This window comes from Variovorax boronicumulans, assembly GCF_019352895.1.
GTDB classification, from domain to species: Bacteria; Pseudomonadota; Gammaproteobacteria; order Burkholderiales; family Burkholderiaceae_C; genus Variovorax; species Variovorax boronicumulans_A.
The window spans coordinates 2,589,563-2,600,970 of the sequence record NZ_JAAAFX010000004.1 but is presented as its reverse complement, the minus strand read 5'-3'; the positions used below and the strand labels follow the sequence as shown (position 1 = coordinate 2,600,970).

Genomic DNA, 11,408 nt, shown 5'->3' with positions numbered 1-11,408 from the left:
GCGGTTGCGCATCGATTTTCTTGCGCCGAAATGAAAACTTTTCAATTCTTTCGGGTGTCAATTCACGCCGGCGAATTCGATGCGTCTATTTCTCTCGATCGCATTGATCCGACGTTCCGTACGAGGAGAAATGTGCATTTCGACGGGCGATTTCGTGCGAGATATTTGGCCTTTAGGATGTAATCAAAAGATATTAATTCGATGGGGCATTCGCGGGCTTTCGAATTGAGGAAAAGGACGCAAAAAGAGCATTTCAATGGCGCAGGGATGTAACTAAAGGCTGATAATTGTTTCCAGCCGTTATGAATTCATTCCTTTTTCCAATTCAAATCCCCTCGTCGTCCGCCCGGCTGCGCGTGCCGGCATTCGGCGTGGATTTGCGCCAGAAATGACGGATGTCTCCGCCCCTGCCTTGCGGCGGCCCGACCTGGGCCTGAGCGTTGCCGGGCTGCCCCCGCGTGACGAGTTGCTGCTGAAATCGCTGGTGCGCCTGCTGGACCACCGCACGCATCACCATTGGTCGTTCAATGCCGCGCGCTGCGATCTGCGGATCGTCGGAGAAGGCGTCGGCCCTTTCGCGCAAGAGTCTGGCGAGCCTTTGTCCGATGGCCAGCCACCGCCCGCGATCCTGCGTGCCGGCCGTGCCGGGGCCGCCAACACCGAACTGAGCCTGCCGCTGAACCCCGACGCGCTCGAGCACGCGCTCAACCGCGCCGGCGCTTCGATCGTCGCGGCACGGCACCTGGCCGAGGCACGCGCCGCGTTGCCGATCTCGGACGACGAGCGCGCGTTCCAGCTGAGCTGCTGGCCGCCGTCGGACCTGTTGCGCGGCCCGGGACGCCTGGCGCTCGCGACCCTGCTGGTCAGCCGGCCCTGCACCGTCACGCAACTGCATCTGCGCGGCTGCGCCGAGCGATCGGTCTGCCTCGCCTTCCTGAACGACCTCCAGCGCGCACAACTGCTGCGCTTCGACGAGACGAGCGGCCCCGGACCCGCGAGCGCGCCGGCGCCGGTTGCCGCGCTTCCCGGCCTGTTTGCGCGGATCCGCCGCCGCCTCGGCCTGCTTCCAGGCGCCGCCTCATGATCGAACACAAGATCCTTTTTTCCGGAACCATGGGGGCCGGAAAGACCACGGCCATCGCCGCCGTCAGCGAGATCGGCCCGCTGCGCACCGACGTGCGCAACACCGACGAATCGGTGGACAAGGCCACCACCACCGTCGGCCTGGACTACGGCGAACTGACGCTGGACAACGGCGAGCGCCTGCGCCTCTACGGCACGCCGGGACAGCCGCGCTTCGCCTTCATGTGGGACATCCTGGCGCGCGGTGCGCTCGGCCTGGTGATCCTGATCGACAACAGCCGCCCCGATCCACTGGCCGACCTCGACATGTACCTCGACGGCTTTGCCGGGTTGATCGACCGCTCGGCCTGCGTGGTCGGCATCGGCCGCACCGAGACCCATGCGTCGCCGGCCATCGACACCCACGGTCGCCACATGGCCGCGCGCGGCGTGGTGTGCCCGGTGCTGCCGGTCGATGTGCGCGACCGCGCGCAGGTGCTCCAACTGCTCGACCTTCTCCTCCTCCAGCTTGAATCCCGATCCCTGTCGGACAGCCGCGCATGAACATTTCTCCCCACATCCACGCCGTGGCACAGGCCACCGTCGACAGCCTCATGCGCGAAGTCAAGGGCGTCAAGGCCGTGGTGGTGTCCACCGAAGACGGCTTCGAGGTCACGGGCCGCATCGAGAACACCGCCAAGGTCGCGCAGCTGTCGGCCGTGGCCAGTTCGCTGGCGGCGCTCGGTTCGCTGTCGGGCGAGGAAAGCAATCTCGGCGCCTGCACCAGCGTGACGGTCGAGGCGGCCAACGGCCATGTGGTGATGGTGCAGGCGCGCCATCGCGAGGTTGACCTGATCCTGAGCGTGGTCGCCGGGCGCGACGCCGTCATCGGCCAGGTCCTGTACTTCGCCAAGCAGGCCGCGCGCACGCTGGCGCAGGCCTGAGCACGCCACACGGATCCATCGCCGGCGCCCGTCTCTCGCCCGGGCGGCGGCTTTTTCAACGGGCGATGAACTCAACGAGGAAATGAAATGGCAACCATCAAGCAATCCATGGACGACCTGATGACCAGCGACGGCGCCATGTGCGCTGCCCTGGTCGATTCGGAAAGCGGGATGATCCTGGGCCAGATCGGCTCGGGCCTCGACCTCGAGGTGGCTGCCGCGGGCAACACCGAAGTCGTGCGCGCCAAGCTCAAGACGATGCGCTCGCTGGGCATCAACGACGCGATCGAGGACATCCTGATCACGCTCGGCAAGCAGTACCACATCCTGCGCCCGATGGTGAAGCAGGAGGGCCTGTTCCTCTACGTGGTGCTCGACAAGGCCAAGTCGAACCTGGCGCTGGCGCGGCGCAAGGTGCTGAGCGTCGAGCAGGACCTGGTGATCTGAGCGGTCGGCCGAAGCACGGCCGCCCGGCCGTTCAGTCCAGCAGGTCGGAGTACTCGCCGCGCTCGTAGCCGCCGACCTGCTGCCAGGGCAGCGTCTTCGGCGCCGCGATGGCCGCGGCGGTCATCACGTTGAGCGAGGTGCCGTGCGCGTTGCGCTGCTCGATCTTGCGCGCGTAGCGGCCCGCCACGTCCCAGTCGATGCGCAGCGTGCTCTCGCCCTGCTGCAGTTCGTAGCGCTGCACGCCCTTGCCGGCCGCGCCCAGGTCCTTCATGCGCTTGAGGCTCGCCGGGTCGACCAGCCAGTAGGCGTTGGCCCACGAACCGTTGTAGCCGACGTTGCCGTAGTTGGCCGCATCGACCTCGATCAGCTTGCGCTGCTGGCGCAGCACCATCCCCACCTGCACCGTGCCGCCCGCATCGCGCCGCACCCACAGCGGCGCCGCGGTGTTGTCGGCATGCGCGTGGCCGATGTGCACCTTGCCCTCGCGGGCCTCGTGCGCATGGTCCTCGCGCAGTGCCGGCGGCAGCTCGCGCTCGACCCACACCGAATCGGCGCGGCGGAACATCAGGTCGGCGTAGCGGCTCTCGCGCTGCACGCCGTCCTTGCCGATCGTCAGCACATGGTGGCTGATGCGCAGGTTCTGGTCGGGCGCCGCGGCATCGCCCGCGGCGCTGGCGGCCAGTGGCAGGCCCGCCAGGGCCGCCGCTGCGAGCAGCGTCTTCAGTGTCGCGGTCGGGGTCACAGGCCGGCCGCTTCGCGAACCTTGTTGAACACCTTGGTGTTCTCCACGGTGCCCTTGAAGAGCTTCGAGCCCGCGCCGCCCGCGAACAGCATCACGTCGCCGCCGCCGTGGGTTTCCGCGCCGGGCGTGCCGAGGTTGATGCCGACTTCCTGCAGGTAGTTGTCGTCGGTGGTGTCCATCGCGCTCTGGTCGTCGCGCAACGGGCCGCGTGCGGGCGCGATCCAGGGCTTGTTGCCGTCTTCGGCGTTGACTTGGCTCGAGGGCGTGGCGTTGGGCCGCCCACCGTTGCCGAACACCAGCGTGGTGTAGGGCTTGCCGTCCGCGGCCTTGGTCGGCTTGCCGTCGGCGTAGCCGTTGACCAGGCCCAGGATCGGGTTGCCGATCTTCGGGTAGCCGTTGAAGGCCATCGCGTGGTCATGGTCGGCCGTGACCACCACCAGCGTGTTCTTCAGGCCCGGGTCCTTCTTGTTCATGATGTCGAGCGCGGTCTGGATGGCCGCGTCGAAGGCCAGCGTGTCTTCCAGCGCGCGCTTGGCGTTGGTGCCGTGCAGCGCATGGTCGATGCGGCCGCCTTCGACCATCAGGAAGAAGCCCTTGTCGTTCTTGCTCAGCACGCCGAGTGCCTTCTCGGTCATGTCCGACAGGCTGGGCTGGTCGAGCTTCTGCTTCACGCGGTCCAGCTCGTAAGCCATCTCGCTCGGCGAGAACAGGCCGAGCAGCTTGCCCGTGGCGGCCGTGTCGACGGCCTTGAGCTGGGTGCCGGTGTCGACGTAGGCATAGCCCTTGGCCTTCATCGCGGCCACGAGGTCGACGCCGTCGGTGCGCTTGGTGCCGGCGCCGACCAGGTAGTTGCGCTGGCCGCCACCCATCAGCACGTCGATGCCGTCGAGCAGCTTGGGGTTGTAGTTGGCATGGCCCGGCACGCTCTGCTCGGCGATGGTGTTGTAGCCGTTGCGGTTGCAGATGTGGGCATAGGTGGTGGCCGGCGTGGCATGGCCGACGCGCGTGGTCGACACCGCGCCGACCGCCCGGCCCTTGGCCTTGGCCAGCTCGAGCAGCGTGTCGGCGGCCTTGCCGTTGGTCGGCTGGCAGGTGGTGTCTTCGCCGCTGATGTATTGCTTGCCGCTGCTGTCGACCGCGACGGTGTCGCTCGACATCGAGATCACTTCGTTGCGCATCTTCACGCCCGTCATGTAGGCGGCCATCGAGGGTGCGCTGTCGGTGGTCTGGCCGTCGAGCGAGAAGGTCTTCACACGCGCCGCGTAGGGCAGCGACTGCATGACGAGGGTGGCGCGTTCGGAGCTCGCCAGCGTGCCGGGCTTGGCGGCCAGCTGCTTCTCGCCCTTGTAGATGCGCGCGGCGGTCACGGTGACCGGGCCCATGCCATCGCCGAGGAAGAAGATCACGTTCTTGGCTTCGCCGGCGGCGTGGGCGCCGAAGGCCAGCGTGCCGGCGGCGGCGCAGACGAGGGCGGCCGCCAGGCGGGTGGTGCGGTTGGTGCGGTTCATGGTCGTGTTCATGGTTGTGTTCGTCGGTGCGCGGCGCTTGCCACTCACAGGCCGACCGCCTTCTTGATCAGGCCGAACACGTCGGTGTTGGTGAGGACGCCGGAGAAGTTGTCGGCGCCCAGGCCTTGCGCGCCGAGGAACACGTCGGCACCGCCGTGGGTCTCCGAATCGCTCGTGGGGTCGGTCGGGACCACAGCTTCCTGGCGGTAGTCCTTGTTCTCCAGGGCCGTGCTGTCGATGGCGCCACGCGTGGCCAGTCGGACCGGACCATTGCCGAAGCCGATGATGGTGTACGGGTTGCCCTCGACGTCCTTGCTGGTCTTGCTGGTGTCGACATAGTCCTTGACCAGGCCCAGCACGCCCGGCTTGCCGCTTTCGGTCTTGCCGGTGCGCGCGGCGTAGCCGTTGAGCTGCAGCGTGTGGTCGTGGTCGGCCGTGACCACCACCAGCGTGTTCTTCAGGCCCGGATCGACGGCCTGCATCTTGTCGAGCGCGAGCTTGATGGCGTCGTCGAAGGCGCCGGTGTCCTGCAGCGCGCGGCGCGCGTTGGTGGCGTGCAGCGCATGGTCGATGCGGCCGCCTTCCACCATCAGGAAGAAACCCTTCTTGCGCGCGGCCAGCGCGTCGATGGCCTTGCCGGTCATCTCGGCCAGGCTCGGTTCCTTGTCGGCGGCGCGGTCGAGGTCGTAGGCCATGTGGCTCTTGGTGAACAGGCCGACGATCTTGGTGCTGCCATCCACCGGCAGCTTGTCGAAGGCGGCCTTGTCGGCGGCGAAGCTGTACTTGGCGGTCTTGAACTCGGCGATCAGGTCGCGCTTGTCGGTGCGCTTGCCGCCGGCTTCCTTGGACAGGAAGTAGTCGGTGCCGCCGCCGAAGAGCACGTCGATGCCGTCACCCAGCTTGCCGTTGAAGCCGCTGCCGCCCGGCACCAGCGCCGCGGCGATGGTGTTCTCGGCGTCGCGGTGGCAGACGTGCGAGTAGGTGGCGGCCGGCGTGGCGTGCGTGATGCGGGTGGTGGTCACCACGCCGGTGGCGTAGCCCTTGGCCTTGCTCTGCTCGAGCAGCGTCTCGACGGCCTGGCCGTTGGTCGACGGGCAGGTGCTGTCGAAATTGACGTGGTAGGCCTTGCCCGCGGCGTCGGTGGCCTTGGTGTCGGCGGTCATCGAGATGACTTCGTTGTTCATCTTGACGCCGGTCATGTAGGCCGACATCGAGGGCGCGCTGTCGGTGACCTGGGCGTCGTTGGAATAGGTGTGGACGAAGGCCGTCTCGGGCAGCGTGTCCATCGTCAGGTCGCCGTCCTCGCCGACCTTGTAGATGCGCGCGGCGGTCATGGTCGTGATGCCCATGCCGTCGCCCAGGAAGAACAGCACGTTCTTCGGGGTCTGCGCCACCGGCGGTTGCGTGGGCGGCGTCGTCGGCGGTTGGAGTTGGGGGCCTTGGCTGCTGCCGCCGCAGGCGGCCAGCAGCAGTGAAACGCCCAGCAGCGCTGGGGCAATGAAGCGTTGGGTCATGCGACTCCCTCGAATGGTTGTTCGGGTGGTGCGCGTGGCGCGCACCTGTTCCGAGGTCGAAATCTAGAGGTGGCAGATGACCGGTCCGTGACGAGTCGAATCCCGCACGGAAGTTCACCGCCCGGCGAAAAAGATGGGCGGCACCTGTCGTCGGTTTGTCATGTGCGGCGTGCAGGCGCGCAGCACGGCCTGCGAAAATCGCGGCTTTGATTGAATGCAGCGGCCCGGCCGTTGAAGGAAATGCCCGTGCACACCACCGCCCTCGTCCTGTTCTCCGGCGGCCAGGACTCGACCACCTGCCTGGCCGATGCGCTTTCGAAGTACCAGCGCGTCGAAACCCTGGGCTTCGACTATGGGCAGCGGCACCGTATCGAACTCGATGTGCGCGCCACCGTTCTGGCGACACTGCGCGAGCGCTTCCCGGAGTGGGCGCCGCGCCTGGGCGAAGACCACCTGCTGACGGTCGACAGCCTGTCGCAGCTCGGCGGCTCCTCGCTGACCGAAGAGGTGGCTTTCGCGATGCAGGCCGACGGCCTGCCCAACACCTTCGTGCCCGGGCGCAACCTGCTGTTCCTGGCGCTCGCGGGCGCGCTGGCCTACCGGCGCGGCCTGCAGGTGATCGTCACCGGCGTCTGCGAGACCGACTACTCGGGCTACCCCGACTGCCGCGACGACACCATGAAGGCGATGCAGCTCGCGCTGTCGCTCGGGCTGGAGCGCCGGTTGGTCATCGAGACGCCGCTGATGTGGATCGACAAGGCCCAGACCTGGGCCATGGCGCATCGGCTCGGCGGCGATGCGCTGGTCGAGCTGATCGTCGAGGAGACCCACACCTGCTACCAGGGCGACCGCAGCCACCGCCACCCCTGGGGCTATGGCTGCGGCAGCTGCCCGGCCTGCGAGCTGCGCCAGAAGGGCTGGGAGCGCTACGCCGCCGCGGGCTGAATCCCGGCGGTGTTCAGCCGGTAGCGCGCGCCACCGGCGTCGCCGTCCTTCTGCGGCACCAGCGTCCAGCGCTGGTTGTGGAAGTCGCCCACGGCCGCGCGGTGCGCGATCGACACCATCGCGCCGCCCGCGGCCTGCACCGTGTCCGACAGGCGCTTGTACAGCACGCCTTCGGCTTCGGCGTCCAGCGCGCTCGTGATCTCGTCGGCGAACAGCCAGGCCGGCTTCTTGAGCAGCACGCGCGCGATGGCCAGCCGCTGCTGTTCGCCGCCCGAGAGCTTCTGGCTCCAGGCGTCGCTGTCGTCCAGGCGCGCGGCGAGATCGGGCAGCAGGGCCTCGTTCAGGGCCTGTCGCAGCTGGTCATCGCTGAAATCGGCGGCCGGGTGGGGGTAGGTCAGCGCGTCGCGCAGCTTGCCGTCGGGCACATAGGGGCGTTGGGGCATGAAGGCCACGTTGTCGGGCACCTGCATCCGGCCCGTCGAAAACGGCCAGATGCCGGCGAAGGAGCGGAACAGCGTCGACTTGCCGCTGCCCGAGGGGCCCTGCAGCAGCACGCTGTCGCCGGGCTTCACCGCGAGTGCGGCACCGGCCAGCAGCGGCGTGCCGTTGGGCAGTGCCACTGCCAGGTCGTCGGTCTGCAGCATGCCCGCGGGGCTGCGCTGCAAGCCGTCTGAGCGCTCCGAATGGGCGCGCATGCCGTCGTCGAAGCTGGTCAGGCGGTCGGTGGTGGCGCGCCACACGGCCACGCTGTCGTAGTTGTCGACGAACCAGCTGAGCGACTCCTGCACCTTGCCGAAGGCCGAGCCGATCTGCATCAGGTGGCCGAGCTGGAAGGCGCCGCCGAAGTACTGCTGGCCGGCCACCAGGAACGGAAAGATCACCGCCGCCTGCCCGAAGAAGGAGGTGAAGGTGACCAGGTTCTTCTGCTGCTTGATCAACTGCAGGTAGTTGCGCAGCACGTCGCCGAAGCGCAGCTCGAGCCGCTCGCGTTCGACCGTCTCGCCCTGGTCCAGTGCGATGGCCTCGCTGTACTCGCGCACCCGCACCAGGTGGTGGCGGAAATCGGCCTCGTAGCGCTGCTGCCTGAAGTTCAGTCCGATCAGCGGGCGACCGATGAAGTGCGTGATGACGGTGCCGACGATGGAGTACGCGAGCGCGACCCACACCATCGCACCGACGACCTGGTGGGTGGTGCCGTGGAAGGTGAACGAGAAATTGCCCGACAGCGCCCACAGCAGGCCGATGAAGCTCATCAGCGTGACGACGGCATTCAGCAGGCCCATCGACAGGGACATCGTGGCGCTGGTGAAGATCTGCATGTCTTCCTGGATGCGCTGGTCCGGGTTGTCCGGCGTCTGCCCGTTCTGCCCCGCGTAGCGCGCGAGTTCGAGGTGGTAGAAGGTGCGGTCGGCCATCCAGCGCGACAGGTAGCTGCGCGTCATCCAGGCGCGCCAACGCAGCTGCAGCAGCTGCGTCACATAGAACTTGAGCACCTGCACCGCGATGTTGGCGAAGGCGATCCAGCCGAAGACGCCCACCTCGTGCCAGAAGACCACCGAATCCTTGTTCTGCAGCGCGTCGTAGAAGCGGCCATACCACTGGTTGCCGAGCACGGCCACGTACACATAGAACAGGTTCAGCGCGACGATGCCCAGCAGCATCGCGCGGGCGCGCCATTTCTCTTCCGAGCGGAAGTAGGGCGCAGCGAGCGTGAACACACGCTTGAGCACCTGGGCGAAGGTGCCGGCACGCGCTGAGATGGATGGAGACATGCAGATTTCCTCGCAGGCGCCAGGCGCCGGTCGTCGTGGTGGAGGCCATCGTATGAGTCCAATCCTTAGGGGAGACTGAAGCGGCCTGCCGCCCTCCGTGTGTCGTCTGCATGACATGCGCGTGATGGGGGCTCGATCGGTCGAGGCCGGCAGGCGAAGCGCGCGGCTGACAAATCTCTGTCACATGGCACTGCGAGCATCGCCGCCTGTACCTGTGTCCGCGTGCGCCGTGCACGTCCATCCTCCTTTTCTAGGGACTCCCCACATGCTGCGTCGTTCTTTCCGCTGGGCCCTCGTGCCGGCCGCCCTGCTCTCGATGGCCTTCACCGTGGCCGCGCAGGGCCGCACCGAGCTGCTGGTCTACACCGCGCTCGAGGCCGACCAGGTGCAGGCCTACAAGGCTGCCTTCGAGAAGGAGAACCCGACGATCGAACTGAAGTTCGTGCGCGACTCCACCGGCATCGTCACGGCCAAGCTGCTGGCCGAGAAGGCCAACCCGCAGGCCGACGTGGTCTGGGGCCTGGCCGCCACCTCGCTGATGCTGCTCGACAAGGAAGGCATGCTCCAGCCCTATGCGCCCAAGGGACTGGACGCCATCAAGGCCACCATGCGCGACCCTGCCAACCCGCCCAAGTGGGTCGGCATGGACGTGTGGTCCTCGGCCATCTGCTTCAACACCGTCGAGGCGCAGAAGAAGAACCTGCCCAAGCCCACCAGCTGGGCCGACCTGACCAACCCGGTCTACAAGGGCCAGATCACGATGCCGAACCCGGCGGCCTCGGGCACCGGCTACCTGATGGTCTCGGGCTGGATCCAGATGATGGGTGAGGACAAGGCGTGGAAGTACATGGATGCGCTGCACCAGAACATCGGCATCTACAGCCAGTCGGGCAGCAAGCCCTGCCGCCAGGCCGGCGCGGGCGAGTTTGCGCTCGGCATGTCCTTCGAATACCGCGCCAACAAGACCAAGCGCGACGGCGCGCCGATCGACATCGTGCTGCCCAAGGAAGGCCTGGGCTGGGACATGGAAGCCACCGGCATCCTCAAGACCAGCAAGAAGCAGGAAGCCGCCAAGGCGCTGGCCGACTGGGCCGTGACCAAGCAGGCCAACGAGCTCTACGCGAAGAACTTCGCGGTGCTGGCGCTGCCGGGCGTGCAGGAGAAGCTGGAGTTCGTGCCGGGCGACGTCGAGAAGCTGCTGGCCAAGAACGACTTCACCTGGGCCGCGGCCAACCGCGAACGCATCCTGACGGAATGGTCGAAGCGCTACGAGTCGAAGTCCGAGAAGAAGCCCATCTGACCTGGCCTCGGGATCGCCGCCGCACATGACAAGCTTTCTTTCCCTCCGCGGCATCGGCAAGTCCTTCGGCGCCACGCGCGTGCTCGACGGCATCGACCTCGACATCGAACCCGGCGAGTTCGTGTGCCTGCTCGGCCCCTCGGGCTGCGGCAAGACCACGCTGCTGCGCATCGTCTGCGGCATCGAGCACGCCGACCGCGGCCAGATCCTGCTGGACGGCCAGGACATCGCGCGCCTGCCGCCCGCGGCGCGCGGCTTCGGCGTGGTGTTCCAGTCCTATGCGCTGTTCCCCAACCTCACGGCCGCGCAGAACATCGCCTACGGCCTGCATCCCACCGGCGCGCTGGCGCGCGAGATGGCCAGACGCTCGCGCGAGATGCTCGACCTGGTCGGGCTCGCCGCGCATGCCGACAAGTACCCGGTGCAGCTCTCGGGCGGCCAGCAGCAGCGCGTGGCGCTGGCGCGCGCGCTCGCGCCCAATCCGCGCCTGCTGCTGCTCGACGAGCCGCTGTCCGCGCTCGACGCGCAGGTGCGCGCCAGCCTGCGCAGCGAGATCCGCGCGCTGCAGAAGCGCCTGGGCATCGTCACCATCATGGTCACGCACGACCAGGAAGAGGCACTGTCGATGGCCGACCGCGTGGTGCTGATGCACAACGGCCGCATCGAGCAGGCCGGCACGCCCGGCGAGCTCTACCGCCAGCCGCGCACCCGCTTCGTCGCGGGCTTCGTGGGCCGGATGAACATGCTGCCCGCGACCGTGCTGGCCGATGGCAAGGTGCGCGTGCGCGACAGCGAACTGTGCTGCGCGCCGGGCGAGCTCGGCGTCGGCGCGCAGGCCACGGTGGGCATCCGGCCCGAACACGTGGTGGTCTCGCGCTTCGGTGCCGAGCTGGGCGTCAACAGCTTCGCGGCCCGCCTGCTCGACACCGAGTTCTTCGGCCATCGCACGTCGGCCCGCCTGGCCTGCGAATCGCTGGGCACCGAGATCGAGGCCGAACTGCCCGCCGATGCGCGCGGCGATGGCGGCGAGCCGCTGGTGCCCAGCAGCATGGTGCACATCCAGCTGCCTTCGAGTGCGCTGTCGGTGCTGGAGCGATGACGCCACCCCCGATGTCGCGCGCACCTCGTGTCGCTTCGGATCCCCCCCCGAGGGGGCGCATCCCATGGCCCGGCG

The 11,408-nt window shown here is 67.6% G+C and carries 11 protein-coding genes; 7 read left to right on the top strand and 4 right to left on the bottom strand.

Annotation, left to right across the window (positions count from 1 at the left end; genetic code table 11):
- Nucleotides 1-388 precede the first annotated feature (388 nt).
- From K0H49_RS13740 to K0H49_RS13725, 4 genes are all read left to right on the top strand, one after another.
- Nucleotides 389-1,084, top strand: coding sequence for a hypothetical protein (locus tag K0H49_RS13740; protein ID WP_219212953.1), 696 nt, complete (start codon nt 389-391; stop codon nt 1,082-1,084).
- Complete coding sequence (locus K0H49_RS13735; protein WP_219212951.1) at nt 1,081-1,626, top strand: GTP-binding protein; 546 nt, start codon at nt 1,081-1,083, stop codon at nt 1,624-1,626. Before K0H49_RS13740 ends, K0H49_RS13735 begins: the two co-directional genes overlap by 4 nt.
- Nucleotides 1,623-2,006 carry a roadblock/LC7 domain-containing protein gene (locus tag K0H49_RS13730; protein ID WP_219212949.1) on the top strand — a complete coding sequence of 128 codons (384 nt, stop codon included), beginning with the start codon at nt 1,623-1,625 and terminating at the stop codon, nt 2,004-2,006. Before K0H49_RS13735 ends, K0H49_RS13730 begins: the two co-directional genes overlap by 4 nt.
- A gap of 87 nt (nt 2,007-2,093) precedes the next feature.
- A complete protein-coding gene (locus K0H49_RS13725; protein ID WP_219212947.1) occupies nt 2,094-2,453 on the top strand; it encodes a hypothetical protein in 360 nt (119 codons plus the stop codon).
- A 31-nt stretch (nt 2,454-2,484) separates the two neighbouring features.
- On the opposite strand, the gene K0H49_RS13720 is transcribed toward K0H49_RS13725, so the two are convergent.
- Genes K0H49_RS13720 through K0H49_RS13710 form a run of 3 tightly spaced genes read right to left on the bottom strand, consistent with a single transcriptional unit; the run spans nt 2,485 to nt 6,217 of the window.
- Nucleotides 2,485-3,195, bottom strand: coding sequence for a hypothetical protein (locus K0H49_RS13720; RefSeq protein WP_219212946.1), 711 nt, complete (start codon nt 3,193-3,195; stop codon nt 2,485-2,487).
- Nucleotides 3,192-4,715: an alkaline phosphatase gene (locus K0H49_RS13715; protein ID WP_219212945.1), complete on the bottom strand. Its 1,524-nt coding sequence runs from the start codon at nt 4,713-4,715 to the stop codon at nt 3,192-3,194. Before K0H49_RS13715 ends, K0H49_RS13720 begins: the two co-directional genes overlap by 4 nt.
- Nucleotides 4,716-4,747: 32 nt before the next feature.
- Complete coding sequence (locus K0H49_RS13710; protein ID WP_219212943.1) at nt 4,748-6,217, bottom strand: alkaline phosphatase; 1,470 nt, start codon at nt 6,215-6,217, stop codon at nt 4,748-4,750.
- A gap of 240 nt (nt 6,218-6,457) precedes the next feature.
- Here K0H49_RS13710 and queC point away from each other — a divergent pair, with 240 nt between their 5' ends.
- Nucleotides 6,458-7,162 carry a 7-cyano-7-deazaguanine synthase QueC gene (gene queC / locus K0H49_RS13705; RefSeq protein ID WP_219212941.1) on the top strand — a complete coding sequence of 235 codons (705 nt, stop codon included), beginning with the start codon at nt 6,458-6,460 and terminating at the stop codon, nt 7,160-7,162.
- On the opposite strand, the gene K0H49_RS13700 is transcribed toward queC, so the two are convergent.
- Nucleotides 7,144-8,934 (bottom strand): ABC transporter ATP-binding protein/permease, encoded by a 1,791-nt coding sequence (locus tag K0H49_RS13700; RefSeq protein WP_219212939.1) that lies wholly within the window; start codon nt 8,932-8,934, stop codon nt 7,144-7,146. The two genes, queC and K0H49_RS13700, sit on opposite strands and share 19 nt — an antisense overlap.
- Nucleotides 8,935-9,199: 265 nt before the next feature.
- Here K0H49_RS13700 and K0H49_RS13695 point away from each other — a divergent pair, with 265 nt between their 5' ends.
- Together K0H49_RS13695 and K0H49_RS13690 are read left to right on the top strand one after the other, a co-directional pair.
- Complete coding sequence (locus tag K0H49_RS13695; RefSeq protein WP_219212937.1) at nt 9,200-10,234, top strand: putative 2-aminoethylphosphonate ABC transporter substrate-binding protein; 1,035 nt, start codon at nt 9,200-9,202, stop codon at nt 10,232-10,234.
- Nucleotides 10,235-10,259: 25 nt separating this feature from the next.
- Nucleotides 10,260-11,333 (top strand): ABC transporter ATP-binding protein, encoded by a 1,074-nt coding sequence (locus K0H49_RS13690; protein WP_219212935.1) that lies wholly within the window; start codon nt 10,260-10,262, stop codon nt 11,331-11,333.
- Nucleotides 11,334-11,408: the final 75 nt, after the last annotated feature.

Excerpts from the sequence above, each read along its gene's own strand:
- K0H49_RS13740 (WP_219212953.1), top strand. The coding sequence starts at position 389 with ATGACGGATGTCTCCGCCCCTGCCTTGCGGCGGCCCGACCTGGGCCTG.
- K0H49_RS13735 (WP_219212951.1), top strand. The coding sequence starts at position 1,081 with ATGATCGAACACAAGATCCTTTTTTCCGGAACCATGGGGGCCGGAAAG.
- K0H49_RS13730 (WP_219212949.1), top strand. The coding sequence starts at position 1,623 with ATGAACATTTCTCCCCACATCCACGCCGTGGCACAGGCCACCGTCGAC.
- K0H49_RS13725 (WP_219212947.1), top strand. The coding sequence starts at position 2,094 with ATGGCAACCATCAAGCAATCCATGGACGACCTGATGACCAGCGACGGC.
- K0H49_RS13715 (WP_219212945.1), bottom strand. The coding sequence starts at position 4,715 with ATGAACACGACCATGAACCGCACCAACCGCACCACCCGCCTGGCGGCC.
- K0H49_RS13710 (WP_219212943.1), bottom strand. The coding sequence starts at position 6,217 with ATGACCCAACGCTTCATTGCCCCAGCGCTGCTGGGCGTTTCACTGCTG.
- queC (WP_219212941.1), top strand. The coding sequence starts at position 6,458 with ATGCCCGTGCACACCACCGCCCTCGTCCTGTTCTCCGGCGGCCAGGAC.
- K0H49_RS13700 (WP_219212939.1), bottom strand. The coding sequence starts at position 8,934 with ATGTCTCCATCCATCTCAGCGCGTGCCGGCACCTTCGCCCAGGTGCTC.
- K0H49_RS13695 (WP_219212937.1), top strand. The coding sequence starts at position 9,200 with ATGCTGCGTCGTTCTTTCCGCTGGGCCCTCGTGCCGGCCGCCCTGCTC.
- K0H49_RS13690 (WP_219212935.1), top strand. The coding sequence starts at position 10,260 with ATGACAAGCTTTCTTTCCCTCCGCGGCATCGGCAAGTCCTTCGGCGCC.